This window comes from Aquimarina rhabdastrellae (genome assembly GCA_947387485.1).
Lineage (GTDB): Bacteria > Bacteroidota > Bacteroidia > Flavobacteriales > Flavobacteriaceae > Aquimarina.
In genome coordinates, this window is sequence record CANDNT010000001.1 from 279,930 (window position 1) to 300,358 (window position 20,429).

Below are 20,429 nucleotides of genomic sequence, written 5' to 3' on the forward strand. Positions count from 1 at the left end.
AGTGTTATCAATATGCAAATCGATATTCTATCATTCTACTATCTAATTTTATCCAATATTTCTTTATAACTGTGATAACAACTGTACAATTGACTTTCTATAATTTCTACTAATGGATAAACTCTTTTTATCTATTGTGATGTGTTCATTAGTAAAAGAATCTATCTTATTTATCGCTACAATAAAAGAACGATGTATTCTCAAGAACTCTTTTTTAGGTAATCTAGCTTCTATATTTGTTATTGTTTCTCTAGTAATAATTGTTTTTTGTGTAGTGTGTATCTTTAGATAATCTTGTAAGCTTTCTATATACAATACTTCTTCAAAACTTACTTTAACCATTTTTCGTTCAGATCTAACAAAAATAAAATCATTACGATCTAGTTCTTCTGCTTTATCATATGAGGGTATTTTATAATTGCATTCTCCAACAAATTTTTGTACTGCTTGTATTAATCGCTCTAGCGAAATAGGTTTAAGTATATAATCTACTGCTTGTAAATCAAATCCATCTACAGCATACTCTCTATATGCTGTTGTAAAAATCACCTTTGTTTCTTTGGGAATCATTTTTGCAAAAGACAATCCACTAACTTCTGGCATATTGATATCTAGAAAAATTAAATCTGGCTGCCTATCATTGAGTACAGCTATGGCTTCTATCGCATTCTTACAGATACCTATAATTTCGATATTATCAATTTTACCTAAATGTATTTCTAAAATTTCTCTTGCTGTAGGTTCATCATCTACAATGATACAGGTATAAATCTTCTTCATTATGCATTAATATTTGGTAATTCCAATTTGATAGCATACCATCCATTATCACATACTATCTGTAACTCATAATTATCTTTAAACAATAGATCTAATCGTTTTCTTATATTGTCTAAGCCTAATCCATTTGAATCTCTTTTTTCATCAAGAGTTTCTTTTATTGTATTCTTAATACCAAACATTAACCCTTCATCAGTTACATTTAATGTCATTTTTATTGTTAAAAAACCATTTACAATGCTTCCGTGTTTAAATGCATTTTCAACAAATGGTATAAATAACATAGGTGGAATCTTATAATTAAAAGGAATTTGTCCTTTTTTAAAACTCACATTTAGTGTATCCTTAAATCTTATCTTTTCTAACTCTAAGTATTCCTCTATATGGAGTAATTCTTTTTCTAAACTCACACTAGGCTTTTGCACTTGATAGAGTATGTAATCTAATAGGTTTGATAGTTTAAGGATAATCTCTGGTGTATAATCAGATTTTTTAAGTGCAAACCCATAAATCGTGTTTAAGGTATTAAACAAAAAATGTGGATGGATCTGTTTTTTTAAATAGGATAATTCTTGATTTTTTAGTTCTAATTGTGTTTCTAGTATTTTATTTTCAAGCTCTTTATTACGTGTTAAAGCTTGAAAATTATGTTGTATCAAATTCACAAAACTTACCAATCCTACAATGAGATAAATTAAGATAAGTACAAAAGCAAAATTTCTACTCATTACGGGTACATTAGCAATATTCAATCTCGATAAAAAAATAAAGCTTCCGTAAATAGTTAATATAATAAAATAGGTAGAAAATACTAAGGTATACAAACTGTATAGTACAAAGTGCCAATATCTTTTGTTTAATAAATACTTTGGGATCAAGTAATAGATAAAAAAATAAGCCGTGATCATGGTAGCAGGCAAGAGAAAACTTGAAAACCAAAAAACATATGCTGTATTAGTTGCATTGTAACTAAAAAAGTAGACATAAAAAAACCATACTCCTATCCAGAATACGATATGTATAGGTATAAATCTTGCTTTTTTAAATTGTATGATGTCCATATTATGCAAGATTTAAATTTATAAAAAGTAATCCTATTATTTTGCGATTAATAACCAATTTTGCCCTTGTTTTTACATTTTAACCTCATTGAATGCAATTCTAAGCTTTAATTTGGTATTTTATCCCTTTAAATTGCGCTCTCATCTCATATTAATTTTTTAGAGCGTTCATTATAATAGTTTTGAGATATTAATCATTAAAACTAAAATACTATGACAGATTTAATTAACAGATTAATCGAAGGTGGGCCTTTTTTTATGTTTCCTATTCTTGCCTTATTTATTACCATAATAGTAATAACGGCACGTGGTTTATTTCAACCTAATTACAATGCCAAAGCTAAAAAGTTTATCCATTCTATAGCTTTATTTACTGTAGTTTGGGGTATTATGGGACAAGTTATAGGTCTAATAGAAGGATTTGATACTATTCATTTTCAAAATGACGCTTCTATTCAAATGTTAGCAGGTGGTATTAAAATAACTTTTTTACCTACGCTATTTGGTTTATTAACCTTCTTAATTTCTAGAATTAGTATTTTTATTTTGGATTTAAAAAGTATTGATAAACAAACTCAAACTAACTAAAGTAATTAGTTTTTAAAAAAGCTACCAAAGTATTATTTGATAGCTTTTTTAATTTTTGCTTAATCAATTTTATTTTAATTAGCTTCTATCCTATTATTGTCATTTCGTTAAGTTGAAAATCTTCTACAGCACCATCAGTAGCTTTTAAATATGCTACTAGATGATCGTTATTCATATGTTTTTGCCATAACTCTTTTGAAGCCCAGTTTTCATAAAACAAAAACAGGTTTTCGTTTTCATTATCTTGATGTAAATCATAATTGATACATCCTTCTTCTGTTCTTGTTATAGCTATGAGCTTCAATAATTCTGTTTTAACTAATTCTCTTTTCTCTTCTTTTGCTAAAACTCTTGCAACGATTGTTAATTGTTGATTTGCCATGTTCTTGAATAATTATATGATTAAATTGATGTTATTACTTGAGCTATTGGGTTTCTTGATTTAGGTGTTTTATTTATTTGATTAAAATCTTCTCCATCTCTATACCCTATAGCTACGGCTACAAGTTCACTATAATCTTTTTGCCCTAATATTTCATCGTATTTTTCTGGTTCAATTCCTTCCATCGGTGTAGAGTCAATTTTCATTTCTGCACAAGCACTTAAAAATACACCCAAGGCTAAATATACTTGCTTATCAAACCAAGCTTTAATCTCTGATTCTGGTTTGGGTTTTAAAAACTGTTTATAATACCCTACTGCTCCTTCTGGAAGTGTTGCTGTTATTTGCTTTTCAAATAATTCAATATTGTTTATACGACTAAATACCACTACAGTATCACATTGCTCAACTTTTTTATCGTTAAAAAACGAAGCTTTTGCTAATTGCTGTTTTGTTTTCTCATCAGAAATTAACGTGAACTTCCATGGTTGACTATTAATTGATGAAGGACTTAGTCTTAATATTTCTTTTAATTCTTCTATTTTATTAGGTGCTATTTTTTTGAATGGTCATACATCTTGGTTGTATAACGCCATTGCATTGCTTCTTTAAAATTCATATTTTTGTAATAATTATTAAACTATATTTTTTATAGTAACAAAACTATATATAGTTGTATTGTTATGCAATAACGGTCAAAAAGGATAGTTTAATTTTTTTATTCAAAAACAGATCAGATGTATACTATTAAAGGAAAAAAATATCCATGCTGTACCAGCGTTACCATGGGTATTATAGGTGGTAAATGGAAAACAGTTATTTTATATTATTTAATTGCAGGTCCTTTGCGATATAATGAATTAAGAAAAAATATGAAGACTGTTACTGAACGTACTTTAAGTTTACAGTTACAAAAATTAGAAGAAGATGGTGTTATCTTACGCACTGTTTATACTTCAAAACCTCCTTTAAAAGTTGAGTACTCTCTAACAGATTTTGGAAAAACTCTAATTCCGTTATTACAAGCTATTGCGGATTGGGGAGATTATGTAGTAGCAAATCATAATGATCAAGCCTCTTAATTATAAAAAACTCCATTAATATTCTTAATCATTCTTTCGCTTTAACTTGTATACACGCTCATAAAAATGTGTTTTATCGTCATAAAACTCTTCTATAAACTGCATTTCCTTTTCCAGAATACGTACTGACCCCTTATTTTCTTTATGCACATAAGCTGTTAGTTCATTAAGTTTTAGTTCGTCAAAACAATATCTTATAAGGCTAGTTGCAATTTCTCTTCCATATCCTTTTTTCCAATACAATTCTCGGAGTCTATATGCTATTTCAAATTCGGATTTATCATTTTTATATACGCCACAAATACCGATAAACTCATGATCGTCTTTTCTGGTTACAGCCCATATATTAAAAAACTTGGTTTCATCTTTATCATACGATATAAAACGAGCCAACTCTTTTTCGCTTTCTAACCTATTCATATGCTTCTTTATATACTGCATCACCTTAGGATTACGTTGCATATCATAGAAGCTATCTATATCAGTACTCTGTAGCTTTCTTATATCTAATCTTTCTGTTGCAAATAACATATTTTTAGCTATATTATATTATAAAAAAAGGTATTGTTATCAGTTACAATACCTCTTCTATACTTAATTTTAATTCGATGCTATTATTTTTTTGAGAATGTACAAAATGTAAAATTTTGAATAGTATCAAATGGAGTTTTATGATCTATATTGAATCCTTTTTGCTTTTCAAACATCTCATCAAATGTCTTGGTCATACTTTCTATAGAGTATTGTTTTATTGGGATTCCACTACATTTTAAAGGACCTGATGTAGAAAAAGTACCTAAGATCAATCTTCCTTCTTTACATAACGCCTTATCAACATTTGTTATATATCGTTTTATATCTTCATCATTAGTCAGAAAATGAAAAGCAGCTCTATCATGCCAAACATCATAAGTCTCACTAGTTTCAAAAGTTGTTGCATCTGCAACAATCCATGTTACTTGTTCTGCCTGATATCCCAATCGTTTCTTTGCTCTTTCTATAGCAGCTTCAGAAATATCAAGAACTGTCATGTGTTCATAACCTAGTGCCAATAAATGGTCTACAAGAAAACTATCACCTCCACCTATATCAATAATCTTAGCATTTTTTGCTATAGAAAGTTCTGTTATTAGCTCTAGAGAAGTTGTTGGTTTAGGTTGATACCAACTTACATTTTCTAATTGTTTGTTTTGATAAATATTTTCCCAGTGATTTTTTCGATCAAACATACCTTCTGTCATCTGCTTTTTCCTTTTGATTATGATTTACTTCGACTTCCTACAAAGTTTTGAGTCTTATTTTTAAACAATACATTAAATGTTGTCAAACTCCCATACATTCTTGTAATATACTGTTGTAAGTCAATCTTTTCTTGCTCTTCAAGGTTAGAACTATTTATCTTTTGTTCCATCACTCTTATTCGATCTCTGACCATAACTATTTTATGAAAGAATGTATCTATATCCATTTCTTTTGAAGTAAGGTTTGTATCTCCTGGTTGAAGAATTAATTTACCATTTTTCCATTTGTCAGCAATAGGTACAATCTCAGAGATATCGCTATAGGTTTTTAATAATCTTCTCAATGTATTTTCAACTTCAAAAAAGCTAATTGTATCTACCTCATCTTCTACACTTTCAATTATTTCAAATTCTGAATCAACCTCTATTGTTTCTAATCCATGTTCTATAAAAGTAACCCAATACATTTTTGAAGTTACATTTGTTATTACTCCTGCTCCGTACTCTGAGTGTTTTATTCTAGATCCAATTCCTAATATCATAATCGTATTTTTTAATGATTGTCATCTCATCTCAAAAATATCAAAATTAACATGGATTTATATCATCTTATTCTTCAAAATTTTGATTTGATAATAACTTACAAAAAGCATTATTGGATTGTGTTATTACTATCCTCCTACCTATTCGTTTGATTTTCTCTTCGTTAGACAATTCTTTTATAAGTTTACCCACTATGGGTAGCGATAAATTGAGATCACTAGCTAGTTCTTTTATTGATATATCGATACTATTGTTTTTTGTGATATACATTTTAAACTTCAAATATTTATACAATATCTCTTTATTGTCTTTTATATATACTGCTTCTTTTGTTTTTTTTATTAGCTGCTTATGATGATAATTATAGCTATCCTGTTTAAGATTTATTAAATACGTGTTTTCTATAGCTTTATGTTCATATTCTTCTATAGGAATCCATAATATTTCGCTATTTTCTAGTGCTATATATCTATATTCATATGCTGTTGTTTTAAAATACAATGTGTTTATTAATAGTTTGATTCCTTCTGGGTAAAGATGGTATAATACAACATCGGTATCTTTTTTTTCATTATAAAAACAAATTTTAAGTATCCCTCTTTTTAATATACCAATAAGATTTTGATTATTTTCACGTATCAAAATTTCTTCGCCTCTTTCATAACTCGAAAAAGCTTTATCTTTGAAAAGTCTTAACATTTCTGAATCAATATTTGATACTTTCATAAGCAATACTATTTATTTTTGAACATTAAATAACACCATACTTTGCATCCTTTTGATAGCTCTTATAGTATTATTTTACCAAAACTACTGTTATACCGTAGAAATATTTAAGTTATTTACTATTTTAACTTGATGAAACTCTATTTTCTAAAACTTAACAAATTCATAACTATTTCAATTTTATCAATTTAGGATAATAATCGTATTAATAAAGTATTAATGTGTACAATTTTATTCTATACTAGTCAAATCTATATTTAATTTGTATCAGATAGTTTTTACTAGATATACTAAAAGATAATTGTTTATAGAATTAAACTGAATAACTATTCTTTATCTCAATATTATCCTAAAAGGAATTATTACCATTACTCTATAAGGATGTTTTTGATATTGCGGATTAGACTTTATACTAGTTTTGTTCTAAGGTACTAATCTCACCTATCAAAAGTTATATTATTCCTTTGCTAGGCGTACATTGCTAATGGTAAAAAGCATCAACCTTATTAAGATTTATTTTTTAGTATTATTCTAGTTTATAGCACTAAAACCTTAATTCAAACTCAACTAAACTTAGCTCAATCCCGATCGTTTATATAATGATCGGGATTACTTTAAGGTTATCATATTAGTTTTCTTTTCTAATTTCCCATCTTTTTCAAGTTCGTTTAAAGCCTTATGTATCATAGATTTTGATAACCCTAAACTTAACATCAGTTCTTTTACCGGAATTTTTATTTCTTTTGTTTCTTTTTTTTCTGCTATTCTTTTTAATGTATTATAAATACGTTCTGTAGTAGGCATTGCTATATAGTTAGTCAACCATTCTAAGTTAAGTGCATATACTTTTTCAAAATTCTTATGTACTAAACCATGAATAAACATATTGTCTTGCATCAATACCATAAACTCTTCTTTTAATACACATAATATTTGTGATTCTTCTAAAGCTTTACATTCATATTTATAAGTATCTTTTGTCAAAATACTATGCCCATTAATAATCTGAATCTCTTTATCGTTCAACTCAAATAAAACAGTTTCTTTATGTTTATTATTTAGTATAAAAGCTATTGTTCCTTCTATCAAAAGGAATATTTTTTTATTTGATTCTACTTCATCAAAAATTTTATCTCCTTCTTGATAGGTTTTATAATATCCTATCCCTTCAAAATGAGTTAAAAATTCTTTTTCTATACTTGACTTATTCATTTATTGTAATTAAACATATATAGCGGCATTATGTTTTAAACAATACCACTATATATAGTTTGATTTTATCTTTGCTTACTATTATTGGTTATCTACCAATTTTATAATGTGTAATGCATCATCCAAAGGTCCAAATGCTGTATTATATGATCCATAAATCATTATCTCATTAGCAGCATTTATTTGAATCTTAGGAAACGATAAAAAGCTAAAATCATTATTAAATCTTTGTAAGTTTAACTCTTCTTTCCAATCTTTTCCATCTTCAGTAGAATATAACTTTTGGATTTTTCTTCCATTTTCGTCTTCAACTACAAAAATGATCATTAATCTATCTTTAAAGATAAAAGGCTGCGCATGTCGCATATGTAAATAATCTCGATCTGCTACCCAAGGTGTATCTTTTGTCAATACACTCCAATCCTTACCATTAGTGGATTCAAGTACCCAATCAAAACCAGTAAAAGTGGATGCTCTACTTCCACCTAACATTAGAAACTTACCTTTAAAATTGATTAATCCTTGTTGATAAATTCCTTGTCTAGCTTGTTGATTACCTAACGTATCATCACTAATTTCTCCTACTTTAACCCAATCACGACCATTTGTAGATTCCCATATATCTTGATTAATATGCCAATTAACTGGTGTATGTCCTCCAATCAAATACATTTTATTATTATATACCTGAACATCAGGTTCTAATCGTTCTGACCATGGCCCTTGATCTAATACTTTTTCCCAAGTAATACCATCTGCACTTTTCCATACATCATTATACCATGTAATATTAGTTTCTCCAGTCTGCCCTCCTATAATCCATAACTCATTATTAAATTCAAAGAGGTTAAAACTATGACGTGGTCCCCAAGGAGCCTGATCTGTAATCTTAGTCCATGCTATACCGTCACGACTCTTCCAGATATCACCATAATAGGTTTTACCTCGCTGTAATTTTGCTTCGTGACCTCCCATGAACCAATATTCATTGTTAAAAAAGATCATTCCTTGCTTAACTCTAGCTGGTAAATTCGAATCTATCGCATCTTCTTGATTTAAGTTTAATGCTGTAATTTGTACAATTTCTTCTTCATTATCTTCCACTACAATTTCAACAGTTGCGTCATCATCATTAGCACAACTAATAACAAACAAACACGCAATTAAATACATTATTAAATTTTTCATATTCTTTTTTTATTAAAAACTTGTTTAAAGGGCATATCGTTTATCTCAAGAATCTTATACAATTCTCAAGACAGTAGTTTTTTATCTCAACATTTTGTTCAGATTATCAAAGTATAGTGTGGATCCATGTACTATACTCTTCTATAATAACTATTTACTATTGTTTTGTTTTCCCTTATATAAACTATATAGTTATAGTCATTTTTTGCTATAGTTAAACGCTAGACTATTCTAATTCCCCCCCTACTATACTCTCAATTTATCTCAATAATCTAAAACTCATTTAAATAATCAAGCTCTTATAATCAATATATTGACTCTTAATAAAAAAGACCGCAACATCACGTTACTGTTTTGTAAATCAAAACTATAAAACCAGAAACAACAAAAAGATCTATAATTATTTAAGATAGCTATTAACACTATTTCTTTTATAAATCATTTTTTCGGAGATTTATCAATAAGATAAGTTTTATATATCATACATTTTACACTCTTATACAATAATAAAAGAGTAGATTTTTTTCTATCACTTATACTATATATTTAACCGTGATTTTTTAGCAAATCATCATGTAACTTTAACATTTTTAGTCTTTTTTCTTCTTTTTAATTCCTCATATTTGCCATCGCTAAATTCAAACTCTTAATACTTAAGTCATGGTAAAACAATTACTAAGCGTATTTTTATTACTACCCGCTTTAATTTTTTCTCAAATTCCATCCTATTATTCTTCTGTAGATTTTAGTCAAAATGGTGAAATGATTAAAGAACAACTTTCAACACTAATTAGCAATACACATACTTTTGAGCTACCTTATACTGCTAGCTCTACAGATGTATGGGATGTGCTTAAAACGGCTGATTTAGATCCAAATGATGCTTCTCAAGTACTTTTAATATATGGATTTGATGATACTGATGCTATAACTCGTAACGATAGAGTTCGTAGTAAAGATGACTCATGTCACTCATCATCTTGTACTGGATTATGGAATAGAGAACATGTTTTTCCTAAATCTGCCGCAAATCCTGCATTGGATACAGATGATCCTGGCTCTGGTACAGATGCTCATAATTTAAGAGCTTGTGACGGACAAATGAACTCTTCTCGTAGTAATCGTATTTTTGAAAATGGTTCTGGAAACTCTACTATTACAAGCTCAGGTAATTTTTATCCTGGAGACGAATGGAAAGGAGATGTAGCTCGTATCATTATGTATATGTACTTAAGATATCCTTCTCAATGTCAAGCTGCAGATGTAGGTGTTGGTGCTACAACTCACCAAGATATGCCTGATGTCTTCTTACAATGGAATGTAGAAGATCCTGTTTCTAATTTTGAAATAGCTCGTAACGAAGCTATCGCTAATGTGCAAGGTAACAGAAATCCATTTATCGATAATCCTTATCTAGCAACAATGATATGGAATGGTCCAGATGCTCAAGATCTCTGGAATACTTTAAGTGTAAATGATTTTGAACAGTACAACATTACATTCTCTTCAAATATAACTCGCGATTATATTTATATAAATAACCCACAAAATGTAAGTTATAAATATACTATTCATAATATGAATGGGCAATTTATTACATCGAATACATCTGATGTTATTGATTTATCTGATAAAAGTCTTGGGGTTTATTTTGTAAACTTAAATGTTAACGGAAAAATATTACGTAAGAAAATAGTTCGAAACTAGATTTTTTTATCATATCAATATAAAAAGCTTCGTTTTCTTATTAAAACGAAGCTTTTTTGCTTTACATAATCAATTATTAATAAGCATATTAATGTTTAAATAAAATTATGGCACGCTGTTTGATTTTATCTAAGCGAGTAAATGATCGATCCAAAATTAAAGAACATCACTCACCTTTAAAATCAAAGATTATGAAGAAACTTATATTACTATTTTCAGCGTTATTTTTAGTTAGTTCTGCTATGAAAGCAGACGAAACTAAAGCTACTACAGCAGCATACAATTATGGTAAATCATTTATCTTTAATGAAAACGGAATTGAATTCTCTGTTTATTCAGATGGGCAATTTGATTTTTACTATAATCATCCTTCATTTGGCTTTAACGTAAATGCTCCAGGTATAAATATTAGTTTTAATTCTGGTTACAATTATGATACTTTCGTTCAATATGATGATTATGGAGCTGTAATACAAATAGAAGATACGCCAATCTTTTATGATCATTACGGAAGAATTGTACAAGCAGGTGATGTTTATATTAATTACAATCGTTATGGTCGTATCGCTCAAGTAGGTGGTTTATATGTAAATTATAACAACTTTGGTGTATTTTTAAATTGTACTGGATATATTAACAATTATAATAGACGTTATATTTACAGGCCTTATCACCGTTATTTTGTAGCTCCTGTAAGTAACAGATGTGTGGTATATAATAGACCTTATAGAAGGTATTATACTCCATATAGATATTCTTATAGAACTTATAGAAATTATTGTTATTATGATGGATATTATAAGAGACCTTATAGAAGTAGAACTTATTACAGACCAAATCAACGTGTTACTTCTTATCATAGAGGTACTAGATCAAACCGTGTAGTAAGCACTTCTTATAGATCTAGAGATCATAGATCAACTATTCATAGAACAAATGATCGTAATAGAAGTAGATATACTACTACTCGCTCTAGAAATGCAAATACTCAAAATGTAAATAGAGGTTATACAAATACACGTTCAAGATCTGTATATAATCAAAATAATAGCAGAAATAACAATACACGTTATTCTAATAGTAACAGCACTAGGTCAAGAAATTACGCTCAAAAAAGAACGACTAATTATGATAGAAAAACACAAAGACGTAGTAGAAATACTACATCTAATGTAACATCTAGAAAAGATAATCGTTATAATAACAGAAGCACTGTTAAAAACAATAGAACTAGAGTTAGCAAACAAAAAAAAGCTGCACCTAGTAGAACAAGAAGCAATAATACACGAGCTACTTCAAGAAATTATTCTGAAAAAAGAACAAGAAGTAGATCTTAAAATATAAATTATTTTTTTGGTTGGTTAGTTTGGAAAACCCTTAAGTTGAATGCTATGCACCTTGAGGGTTTTCTTTTATACTATTTTATTGAGAATAGGTATTCTTTTTAAAAGATCATTGATTTCTCTAGACAAGTTCCCATAATAAACAATACTACCATATACGATTCCTATCACTAAACTTTTTAATGTAATGTTAATTATAGGATGAAACGTAAAATTCCAGAAATAAAAAGCTAATGTACATCCTGTAATAAGAATAAAAACAATACTAGTTTTATTAGTAAATGGTAACATTCTAAATTTCATTCCTATAAAAAGAACTTTCATAGTATTATAACAACATATTGCTATAAATGTCGCTAATGCTGCACCCAGAATCCCAAATTGAGGTATACATAATAAATTAAGTACATATGCAAGTATGACTAAGCCTACTCCCATAAATAGAATCACATTATAATATTTTGAATTGTATAAAATTGCATTTGCATTACCTATCAAATTATCATAAAGCTTAGCTGATGCTATTAATAGAATCACTCCCATATACAATTCATAACCTTTAGGGATTAAACGATATAGCTCCTCTACATTACAAACAATAAGAATAAATATAAATCCACTTACTATAAACAAATTAAGAGAACTACTCTTGTATAACTTATAAAGCTCATCGTGCTTTTTTTCGTTCATCAATTTTGCCGTTATAGGATAGGTTATTTGATGCATTGCTCTAGATGGAACTGCGATAACACTAGCAATAAAGATTCCGATATTATACACCATAATTTCGCCTATAGGTAAATACTTTTTGATCATTGCTTTATCAAGATCTATTAACATTACTGCAACAGATCCTGCTATAAGAATCAAAGAAGAATATTTTAATACTTCGACATAATTATTAGGTAATCCTATTTTAAGCTTCATGCTATTAAAAGAAAACACATACCCCATCAATACTACTGTTCTTAAAACGTAAATTGATACTACTGCATAAACAAAACTATGTACATCTATATTTTTAAAATACAAGAGCATTAATAATATAGCAATGATCAATCTATGAAAAACTTCTTTCATCAAATTACCAAATGTACTTTTCATATGTACTTTGGCCATCGAAAAAAACAATTCAAAATATGTCATTGCAAAAGCGATAACATAAATCAAACCTCCATATTGTCGAAGTAATTCTTGATCCGACTTTTCTCCACTATCAAAATATTGAAGAATAATTTCATACCCAAAATATCCAATTGTACCCAAAATCAATGCAATACTGATTGGGAATAACAGCATCATACTAATAAATTTATTTTGATCTGTCTTATCAGAATAAGCAGAATAAAATTTAATCATTGTATTATGCATCCCAAAAGCCATTAATGGCCATATCATATTAGCCACTGCTAGTAATAGCGCTATTAGTCCGTTGTATTCTTTACTTAAAAAATTAGGATACAATACCAATGTATTAAGAGCACCTATACCAAAACCGATATAGGTTGTTATCATATTAACCATAGATTGTTTAATCACTTTTCCCATGGTTTAATATCTTTTAAGCAAACTAGCTAATTTTTTGGTGAGTGCTTTACGACTATATTGTGTAATATTTCTAGAATGAGTTCCTAATTTACCTTCTTTATATAATTTAAAGTAACTTAAAATAGTCCTTTTTATCTCTTCGTATTCATTATAACGATGACTTATTCCACTTTTGGTTTCTTCTATAATTTTAAATATATCAGCTTTGTCTGGACCTATGGCAAAAATAGGTCTTCCAGAAGCCATATATTCAAATAATTTACCTGGTATTATACATCTAGTAGCTTCACTATCAATTTCTATAAGTAATAAGACTTGTGAATCATGTTGTATTTGTATAGCCTCATCATGAGGTACATATCCTTTTAACTCTAAATATGATGCTAACCCTGCTTCCTTAATTGACTGTATTACTTCTTCACTTACAGTTCCTACCAATTGTAATTTAAATGCTGCTGCAAATGCCTGGTTTTCATTTATAATGGCTGCAAATGCTTTCCACAACATTTTAGGGTTTCTTTCTGATAATAAGGAACCTATATGAGAAAAGGTAAATTGATCATCTAAGTTTCCTTTGATCACTTTTTCATCATCATAACCATTTGTAATTACATGAATAGGCCTATCTGTAATTGTTTCAAATTCTTTTTTTGTTGTAAAACTCGTTACAATAATATCATCTGCTACAGATAAAACTTCTTTTTCTAGGGTTTTATGTTTTAAGGCTGCGCGTTTACTTAATTTTAATTTATCATGATAACCTATTGTAGTCCATGGGTCTCTAAAATCTGCATACCAATGTATGTCTAATCCTTTCTTTAACCCTAGGCCTATCAAATGTATACTATGAGGAGGGCCTGTTGTTATTACTGTATCTATCCCTTCATTCAACAAATAGTGCTCTAAAAATTTAATCGATGGTTTTACCCATAAAACACGAGCATCTGGAACAAAAAAATTCCCTCTTATATAAAGTAATATTCGCTGAATTAATGATTGTTTCTTTTGATCTGCTATAATTCCCGAACTAATACTCTTGGTATTTTTTTTGGAGAATATACTAGCAAATCGATAAGGTTCATTGATTTTATTCTTAATTACAGTAATTCCATCTGGAATTTCTTTTTCAAATGCCTTATCTATCATAGGATATGTAGGATTTTCTGGCACATAGACAACAGGCTCAATATCAAAATCTCTAAAATATTTTACAAATTTTAACCAGCGCTGTACTCCAGGACCACCAGCTGGCGGCCAATAATATGCTATGATAAGAACTTTTTTCACCCTACTCCTCTATTTTTAATCTTCTTCTCTTTTCTTAAACGTTAAAAATAATGCTCCTAATATCAAGCCTGCTACAATTATCGAACTAGCTAGCGAAAGACGACTACCAGTTTTTACTACTTGAGGATCAAACTTAAATTCAATTTTATGTGTTCCTGATGGTACCATTAATCCTCTTAAGATATAATCCGTTTGCACATATGGTACTGGATTACCATCTATATAAGCCTGCCATCCATCTGCATAATAAACTTCAGAAAAAACAGCAAAACCATCATTAGTATTATTTGAAGTATATACAAGCTGATTAGGTTTATGTGTATCTAATGTAATAGTTGCTAAACTATCTTTTACAAAATTATCTTTATTAATTTCTTTCTTAAATTTAGCATTAACAATAGCTACATCTTTTGTTTTAATATCTTTTAATCCTATAATCTCATCATTGGTATTATCTACCCATTTAATCTTTTCTACAAACCAAGCATTACCATTTGCATACGGGTTTTTCTGAGCATATACTCCTTCTTTGTCTTCTGTTATAATATACTTTGCATTAAGCATATTAAGTATTTCAACCTTATTTTGGCTAATATAAAATTCATATAAATCTTGAATCCTACCCAATTTAGCTGCATGATATCCTCCTATAGCATTATGATGATAAGATGCTCTACCAGAATTAAACGGATCTACAGTAAGGTCAAATACTCTATAATGTCCTTTATCTTTTAATATCTCTGTATCTGCTAGATTAGCAGGAAATGTGTTATTGTATTGACGTGCTGTGATAAAATTATCATCATTTACATATTTGCGATCTATACTTACCAAATCAAACACTATCAATATTCCTAGAATTACAAATAATATTGTTTGTTTTAATTTATCTTTTAAAAATAACCAACAGCTTCCTGCTACCAATAATACCAAAATCAATGCTCTTAAAGTATCGGCTGTAAACATAGCAATTCGATCTTCTCTCAATGCTCTCATAAGTTTCATACCAAAACCTTCTATCAATCTAGCATCATTAGGTCCAGAGAAACTAAACAGTACTGTTTTAAACAATAAAAAGATTAATGCCAATCCACCTACAATGGCTGTACTATATTTTAATGCTTTAAATTTTTCTTCTTTAGTTACCTCGTTACTTAAGAATTTTTGCATACCTACAATTCCCAAGATAGGTAAACACAATTCGATTATCACTTGTATTGAAGAAACTGCTCTAAACTTATCGTATAACGGAACATAGTTGATAAAGAATCGTGTCAAAAACTCAAAATTACGTCCCCATGACAACAATAATGTTAAGATAACACCACCTACTATCCAATATTTTAAACGTCCTTTTATTAAAAATAATGCCAATACAAACATAAAAATCACAACGGCACCTATATAAGCAGGTGCTCCTATAAATGTTTGGTCACCCCAATAAGTTGGTGCACTAGCTATATAATATGAGGCTTCTTTTGGAGATGCTCCTGCAACCAATAATTCTTTATAAAAACTAGAATCTTTATCTAGAGTTTCAGAACTTGATCCTCCCATAAACCTAGGAATAAACAAATTAAATGTTTCTAAGATTCCATAACTATATTCTGTAATATAGTTATAATCTAATCCCTTAGATTCTTTAGGTGTACCATTAGCATTAATTGTCAATTCACTCTTACCTCTTGTACTAAACTGTGAATACTCTTTTGTAGCTAATATATTAGTAGCATTAAGCCCTACAGCAAATAGAACTCCTATAATCATCACTGCTATCGCTTTAAAAAATGAAGGCAATTCTTTCTTTTTAAAAGCTTCTATTGCATATACTATACCTAATACAACCACCAACAATAATAAGTAGTACGTCATCTGGAAGTGATTTGCTACGAGCTCTAAGGCCATTGCAAGGGTAAATAAAATACCACCCCATAAATACTTATTTCTAAAGGTTAATATAATTCCGCTCAAAACCAGAGGCATATACCCTATTGCATGCGCTTTTGCATTGTGACCAACACCCAAAATAATAATGTAATAGGTTGAAAAACCAAAAGCCAAACTTCCTAGAAAAGCTAATCTATAATCAACTTTTAATACCAATAACAAGACATAAAAACCTATAAAATAAAGAAATAAATAATCGGCTGGTCTAGGTAAAAAACGAATAAGCCTATCCAACTTCTTGATATAATTATGTGGATATTGTGCTCCTAATTGATACGTAGGCATCCCTCCAAAAGCATTATCTGCCCAATAAGGATCTTCTCCTACAGTAGCTCTATAATCTGTTTGTTGCTTTGCCATCCCTATATATTGGATAATATCTGATTGTGCTATTTTCTCTCCTTTAAGTACAGGTGAGAAATATGCTACAGAAGCAATTATAAATCCTAAAATAACTAGAAGGTGTGGTAAAATTTTCTTTATAGATGGTATCATGAATAGTATATTACAAGGTATAATTTAGTCTATTTCTTCAAAGTCGATATATTCTCCTACCGTTTTCTTTGACGAAGATGTAGTATGTGATTGTTTATCCAAACTCACTTCACCTTCTTTTGATTTGGGTTGCTGTTGCTGATTAAATTGATCAAATTGTTGTCCAAAACGTTCTCCTGCCTTCTTTACAATATACTTGAACAATAGAGGACCAAAAAATCGCGTTATGATCTTTAGTCCATAATAGATCAATAAAATGATAAGTATAATTTTTACTACTCCAGTAAACGATGCGTATTGCATATTTTTTTTTCCAAAAATAAGGAACTCCAATCATAATTAAAGAACCTAATCTTAAAAAATAATAAATTCAGCTATCTTTGAATCCAAATCCAAATACCTATGAACATTAAATATATATTTTGTTGCCTTTATATATTTTTTATAAGTATATCTATACATGCACAATACACCGAAAAGATCAATACAAATCGACCTGGAACGTCTATTGGTGCATTCTCTGTAGGAAATAATGTTTTACAATTTGAAGCAGGATTATTGTATGATAAACAAAAACATAATCTACTCAATACTAAAACTAGTGGATTTGAACTTGAATACGCTGCTCGTTATGGTGCTTTTATAGAACAACTTGAAGTAAGTTTAACGGGTAGTTTTAGAACCGAAACTGTAAAATTTCCACGTGGTGGCGGAGAAGAAAAAATTAGACAAACAAATTTTAGGGTAAACACTTTGGGTGCAAAATACCTGATCTACGATCCTTATAAAAATCCTAAAAAAGATTCTGTTAATTTAAATAGCTGGAAAGCACAACATAAATTTAAATGGAAAACCTTAATTCCGGCCGTATCTGTTTATGCTGGAGCTAACTTTATTACTTCAGATAATCCTTTTACATTTGAAACGGATGCTTCAATTAGTCCAAAGATTGTCATTTCTGCTCAAAACAATTGGTCAGTATATAGTGGTAATTGGGTTTTGGTTACCAATTTAATCATTGATAAAATTACTACAGATGCGCCTACTTATGGATGGATTATAACAGGAACTCACACTTTTAATGAAAAATGGGCTGCTTTTGCCGAATACCATGGCCAAAAAAGCGATTTTTATAGTGATGATGTTTTTAGAGTTGGTGGTGCATACCTTTTTAATGATAATATTCAATTAGATGCTAATATTGCTACTAACTTTAAAGATACTCCGTCTAGATTTAACTTTAGTATAGGAGGAGCTTACCGATTTGACTGGCATAAAAAAGATGAAATCATTGAACAAGAAGGGTTAGAATCTGGTATTAAGAAAGATGAAGAGCTTGAGGGGAATGAAGAAAATGAGGGTGAAGAGGATGAAGAAAACAAGGATACTGATGAAAATACTGAAGATGATGAACTAGAAGAAGGTGAAGAAAAAGAACAAAAAAGAGCTAAAAATGACTTTATCAATCAGTTTGAAAATGATAGCATACGATCAAATATTGATCAAGAATTAGATGCTAAACGTACTGAGTTACGTCTTGAAAGAGAACGTAAAGAACAAGAAAAAGTTGATAAAAAAGAAGAGAAAAAACGTCGTAAAGAAGAGAAAAAACGACTAAAACAAGAGGCTAAAGACGCTAAGAAAGCAGAAAAAGAAGCTCGTAAAGAAGAAAAACGTAAACAAAAGCTTATTGATGAAATCGATGCCGAGCTAGATGCTATAGAAGAAAAAGAAGGCAAAAAAGAAGAAAAAACTGATCAAGAGATTGAAGCCGAACTGGATAAATTAGAAAAAGATTCTAATGCAGAACTAGAAAGTATTGACAAAGAGCTTGAAGCTTTAGAAAATGAGTTTTTATCTGAAAAAGAGCGAGAAAAAAGTACCGTTGATAAAGCCGAAGAAAAACGTAAGAAAGAAGCCGAAAAGGCTCGTAAAAAAGCTGAAAAACGTAAGCGAAAAGAAGAAAAAGCTAGAAGAAAGGCCGAAGAAAAAAGACGCAAAGCGGAAGAGAAACGACGTAAAAAAGAAGAAAAACTAAAACAAAAAGAGCAAGAAGAACAAGGAGATGACAATTAATAACAAAAAAGGATTTGATTAAGTTCAAATCCTTTTTAATAATTTGATAAAACCGTTTTATATTTGTCACAGCTTTAGTTTAATAAATATATGATCAACATAAAAGAAATTACTTCTAAAGGGGATTTAACAAAGTTTGTTAAGTTTCCTTTTCATTTATATAAAGATTCACCTTACTACGTACCTCCTATTATAAAAGAGGAACTAGAAAGTATGGATCCTAAAAAGAATCCTGTTTTTAAAAATGCTCAAGCCGCATTCTTTCTTGCGTATAGAAATAATGAAATCGTAGGTAGAATTGCAGCTATCATTAATTGGATTGAAGTTAATGATCAGCAAAAACCTAAAGTTAGGTTTGGCTGGTTTGATGTTATTGATGATATAGAAGTAACCAAAGCTTTATTAGATAGAGTTGCTCAATACGGTAAAGATCATGGATTATCTTTTATGGAAGGTCCTGTTGGTTTTTCTAATATGGATAAAGCTGGTTTGCTTATCAAAGGTTTTGAAGAGCTAAATACTATGATCACATGGTATAATCACTCATATTACCAAAAGCATATGGAAGCTCTAGGAATGCAAGATGCAGCGACCTGGGTAGAATATCGTATCAAAACTCCTGATACAATAAAAGATAAAGTACTTAAGTTCTCTAAAATCATTCAGGATCGTTATGAGCTAAAACTACTTAAATTCAAGAAAAATAGCGAGATTTTACCCTATGTAGACGATATGTTTGACTTATTAAATAAAACCTATAGCGTTTTACAAACTTTCGTTCCTATTCAGCAATATCAAATTGAGATGTACAAAAATAAATACATCCAATATATCAATCCCGATTATATTACTTGTGTCGCTGATAAATCTGGTAAGTTAATTGCTTTTGCTATAGTAATGCCATCTTTTTCTAAGGCGCTCAAAAAGATGAACGGAAAAATGTTCCCTCTTGGCTTTTTACACCTTTTAAAAGCACAACGTAAAAACGATACTGCTGCTTTTTATCTTATTGGTGTTGATCCTCAATATCAAAATAAAGGAATTACAGCTTTGATTTTTAAAGAGATGAATGAAACATTTTTAAGAAACGGAATTAAAACTGTAGAAACCAATCCAGAATTAGAAGAAAACAAAGCTATTCAAGCTTTATGGAATGGTTATGAGCATGAAATGCATAAAATGAGAAGGACTTACAAAAAAGATATTTAATCAATGCTTCTATT

Annotated in this window: 20 protein-coding genes; 6 read left to right on the forward strand and 14 right to left on the reverse strand. The window is 29.3% G+C overall.

All coding sequences use genetic code 11. The annotated features are described in order from the left end of the window. Positions 1 to 63: 63 nt before the first annotated feature. Complete coding sequence (locus tag ACYEKI_RS01260; protein ID WP_459209333.1) at positions 64 to 780, reverse strand: LytR/AlgR family response regulator transcription factor; 717 nt, start codon at positions 778 to 780, stop codon at positions 64 to 66. Further along, positions 780 to 1,841, reverse strand: coding sequence for a sensor histidine kinase (locus tag ACYEKI_RS01265; protein ID WP_459209334.1), 1,062 nt, complete (start codon positions 1,839 to 1,841; stop codon positions 780 to 782). Before ACYEKI_RS01265 ends, ACYEKI_RS01260 begins: the two co-directional genes overlap by 1 nt. Positions 1,842 to 2,054: 213 nt before the next feature. On the opposite strand from ACYEKI_RS01265, the gene ACYEKI_RS01270 reads away from it, so the two are divergent. Then, positions 2,055 to 2,429, forward strand: coding sequence for a MotA/TolQ/ExbB proton channel family protein (locus tag ACYEKI_RS01270; RefSeq protein ID WP_459209335.1), 375 nt, complete (start codon positions 2,055 to 2,057; stop codon positions 2,427 to 2,429). Between the two features lie 85 nt (positions 2,430 to 2,514). On the opposite strand, the gene ACYEKI_RS01275 is transcribed toward ACYEKI_RS01270, so the two are convergent. Together ACYEKI_RS01275 and ACYEKI_RS01280 are read right to left on the reverse strand one after the other, a co-directional pair. Then, the gene (locus ACYEKI_RS01275) at positions 2,515 to 2,811 is read right to left on the reverse strand and encodes a putative quinol monooxygenase (protein ID WP_459209336.1); all 297 of its coding nucleotides are present in this window, start codon (positions 2,809 to 2,811) and stop codon (positions 2,515 to 2,517) included. Between the two features lie 20 nt (positions 2,812 to 2,831). Further along, positions 2,832 to 3,368 (reverse strand): nitroreductase family protein, encoded by a 537-nt coding sequence (locus ACYEKI_RS01280; RefSeq protein WP_459209981.1) that lies wholly within the window; start codon positions 3,366 to 3,368, stop codon positions 2,832 to 2,834. A 180-nt stretch (positions 3,369 to 3,548) separates the two neighbouring features. On the opposite strand from ACYEKI_RS01280, the gene ACYEKI_RS01285 reads away from it, so the two are divergent. Next, positions 3,549 to 3,893 carry a winged helix-turn-helix transcriptional regulator gene (locus ACYEKI_RS01285; RefSeq protein ID WP_459209337.1) on the forward strand — a complete coding sequence of 115 codons (345 nt, stop codon included), beginning with the start codon at positions 3,549 to 3,551 and terminating at the stop codon, positions 3,891 to 3,893. Positions 3,894 to 3,917: 24 nt separating this feature from the next. Here the strand turns inward: ACYEKI_RS01285 and ACYEKI_RS01290 are convergent, their stop codons facing one another. The 6 genes from ACYEKI_RS01290 to ACYEKI_RS01315 form a co-directional block, all read right to left on the reverse strand. Then, the gene (locus tag ACYEKI_RS01290) at positions 3,918 to 4,424 is read right to left on the reverse strand and encodes a GNAT family N-acetyltransferase (protein ID WP_459209338.1); all 507 of its coding nucleotides are present in this window, start codon (positions 4,422 to 4,424) and stop codon (positions 3,918 to 3,920) included. A gap of 83 nt (positions 4,425 to 4,507) precedes the next feature. Further along, entirely contained in the window at positions 4,508 to 5,134 is a 627-nt protein-coding gene (locus ACYEKI_RS01295; RefSeq protein ID WP_459209339.1) for a class I SAM-dependent methyltransferase, read from the reverse strand. A 17-nt stretch (positions 5,135 to 5,151) separates the two neighbouring features. Next, positions 5,152 to 5,676, reverse strand: coding sequence for a hypothetical protein (locus ACYEKI_RS01300; protein ID WP_459209340.1), 525 nt, complete (start codon positions 5,674 to 5,676; stop codon positions 5,152 to 5,154). 67 nt (positions 5,677 to 5,743) lie between these two features. Then, entirely contained in the window at positions 5,744 to 6,403 is a 660-nt protein-coding gene (locus ACYEKI_RS01305) for a cyclic nucleotide-binding domain-containing protein (RefSeq protein WP_459209341.1), read from the reverse strand. 609 nt (positions 6,404 to 7,012) lie between these two features. Then, positions 7,013 to 7,615, reverse strand: a complete 603-nt coding sequence (locus ACYEKI_RS01310) for a Crp/Fnr family transcriptional regulator (RefSeq protein ID WP_459209342.1) — start codon at positions 7,613 to 7,615, stop codon at positions 7,013 to 7,015. 81 nt (positions 7,616 to 7,696) lie between these two features. After that, a complete protein-coding gene (locus tag ACYEKI_RS01315; RefSeq protein WP_459209343.1) occupies positions 7,697 to 8,803 on the reverse strand; it encodes a Kelch repeat-containing protein in 1,107 nt (368 codons plus the stop codon). Between the two features lie 660 nt (positions 8,804 to 9,463). Between ACYEKI_RS01315 and ACYEKI_RS01320 the strand changes: the two genes are divergently transcribed. Further along, on the forward strand, positions 9,464 to 10,510 hold the full coding sequence (locus tag ACYEKI_RS01320) for an endonuclease (RefSeq protein ID WP_459209344.1): 1,047 nt from the start codon (positions 9,464 to 9,466) through the stop codon (positions 10,508 to 10,510). Between the two features lie 191 nt (positions 10,511 to 10,701). Continuing rightward, a complete protein-coding gene (locus ACYEKI_RS01325) occupies positions 10,702 to 11,847 on the forward strand; it encodes a hypothetical protein (RefSeq protein ID WP_459209345.1) in 1,146 nt (381 codons plus the stop codon). Between the two features lie 75 nt (positions 11,848 to 11,922). Here the strand turns inward: ACYEKI_RS01325 and ACYEKI_RS01330 are convergent, their stop codons facing one another. From ACYEKI_RS01330 to ACYEKI_RS01345, 4 genes are read right to left on the reverse strand one after another with little or no spacing between them, the layout of a single operon-like run. Continuing rightward, a complete protein-coding gene (locus ACYEKI_RS01330; protein WP_459209346.1) occupies positions 11,923 to 13,401 on the reverse strand; it encodes a lipopolysaccharide biosynthesis protein in 1,479 nt (492 codons plus the stop codon). 3 nt (positions 13,402 to 13,404) lie between these two features. Continuing rightward, complete coding sequence (locus ACYEKI_RS01335; RefSeq protein WP_459209347.1) at positions 13,405 to 14,688, reverse strand: glycosyltransferase family 4 protein; 1,284 nt, start codon at positions 14,686 to 14,688, stop codon at positions 13,405 to 13,407. A gap of 15 nt (positions 14,689 to 14,703) precedes the next feature. Then, a complete protein-coding gene (locus ACYEKI_RS01340) occupies positions 14,704 to 17,130 on the reverse strand; it encodes a YfhO family protein (RefSeq protein WP_459209348.1) in 2,427 nt (808 codons plus the stop codon). Positions 17,131 to 17,154: 24 nt separating this feature from the next. Continuing rightward, on the reverse strand, positions 17,155 to 17,433 hold the full coding sequence (locus tag ACYEKI_RS01345) for a DUF4834 family protein (protein WP_459209349.1): 279 nt from the start codon (positions 17,431 to 17,433) through the stop codon (positions 17,155 to 17,157). A 99-nt stretch (positions 17,434 to 17,532) separates the two neighbouring features. On the opposite strand from ACYEKI_RS01345, the gene ACYEKI_RS01350 reads away from it, so the two are divergent. Together ACYEKI_RS01350 and ACYEKI_RS01355 are read left to right on the forward strand one after the other, a co-directional pair. Continuing rightward, positions 17,533 to 19,206 (forward strand): transporter, encoded by a 1,674-nt coding sequence (locus tag ACYEKI_RS01350; RefSeq protein ID WP_459209350.1) that lies wholly within the window; start codon positions 17,533 to 17,535, stop codon positions 19,204 to 19,206. 90 nt (positions 19,207 to 19,296) lie between these two features. Then, a complete protein-coding gene (locus tag ACYEKI_RS01355) occupies positions 19,297 to 20,415 on the forward strand; it encodes a GNAT family N-acetyltransferase (protein WP_459209351.1) in 1,119 nt (372 codons plus the stop codon). The last annotated feature ends 14 nt before the right edge of the window (positions 20,416 to 20,429 follow it).

What these genes read in the sequence shown, in the direction of transcription:
- ACYEKI_RS01260 (WP_459209333.1), bottom strand. Translation starts at nt 780, where the DNA reads ATGAAGAAGATTTATACCTGTATCATTGTAGATGATGAACCTACAGCA.
- ACYEKI_RS01265 (WP_459209334.1), bottom strand. Translation starts at nt 1,841, where the DNA reads ATGGACATCATACAATTTAAAAAAGCAAGATTTATACCTATACATATC.
- ACYEKI_RS01270 (WP_459209335.1), top strand. Translation starts at nt 2,055, where the DNA reads ATGACAGATTTAATTAACAGATTAATCGAAGGTGGGCCTTTTTTTATG.
- ACYEKI_RS01275 (WP_459209336.1), bottom strand. Translation starts at nt 2,811, where the DNA reads ATGGCAAATCAACAATTAACAATCGTTGCAAGAGTTTTAGCAAAAGAA.
- ACYEKI_RS01285 (WP_459209337.1), top strand. Translation starts at nt 3,549, where the DNA reads ATGTATACTATTAAAGGAAAAAAATATCCATGCTGTACCAGCGTTACC.
- ACYEKI_RS01290 (WP_459209338.1), bottom strand. Translation starts at nt 4,424, where the DNA reads ATGTTATTTGCAACAGAAAGATTAGATATAAGAAAGCTACAGAGTACT.
- ACYEKI_RS01295 (WP_459209339.1), bottom strand. Translation starts at nt 5,134, where the DNA reads ATGACAGAAGGTATGTTTGATCGAAAAAATCACTGGGAAAATATTTAT.
- ACYEKI_RS01300 (WP_459209340.1), bottom strand. Translation starts at nt 5,676, where the DNA reads ATGATATTAGGAATTGGATCTAGAATAAAACACTCAGAGTACGGAGCA.
- ACYEKI_RS01305 (WP_459209341.1), bottom strand. Translation starts at nt 6,403, where the DNA reads ATGAAAGTATCAAATATTGATTCAGAAATGTTAAGACTTTTCAAAGAT.
- ACYEKI_RS01310 (WP_459209342.1), bottom strand. Translation starts at nt 7,615, where the DNA reads ATGAATAAGTCAAGTATAGAAAAAGAATTTTTAACTCATTTTGAAGGG.
- ACYEKI_RS01315 (WP_459209343.1), bottom strand. Translation starts at nt 8,803, where the DNA reads ATGAAAAATTTAATAATGTATTTAATTGCGTGTTTGTTTGTTATTAGT.
- ACYEKI_RS01320 (WP_459209344.1), top strand. Translation starts at nt 9,464, where the DNA reads ATGGTAAAACAATTACTAAGCGTATTTTTATTACTACCCGCTTTAATT.
- ACYEKI_RS01325 (WP_459209345.1), top strand. Translation starts at nt 10,702, where the DNA reads ATGAAGAAACTTATATTACTATTTTCAGCGTTATTTTTAGTTAGTTCT.
- ACYEKI_RS01330 (WP_459209346.1), bottom strand. Translation starts at nt 13,401, where the DNA reads ATGGGAAAAGTGATTAAACAATCTATGGTTAATATGATAACAACCTAT.
- ACYEKI_RS01340 (WP_459209348.1), bottom strand. Translation starts at nt 17,130, where the DNA reads ATGATACCATCTATAAAGAAAATTTTACCACACCTTCTAGTTATTTTA.
- ACYEKI_RS01345 (WP_459209349.1), bottom strand. Translation starts at nt 17,433, where the DNA reads ATGCAATACGCATCGTTTACTGGAGTAGTAAAAATTATACTTATCATT.
- ACYEKI_RS01350 (WP_459209350.1), top strand. Translation starts at nt 17,533, where the DNA reads ATGAACATTAAATATATATTTTGTTGCCTTTATATATTTTTTATAAGT.
- ACYEKI_RS01355 (WP_459209351.1), top strand. Translation starts at nt 19,297, where the DNA reads ATGATCAACATAAAAGAAATTACTTCTAAAGGGGATTTAACAAAGTTT.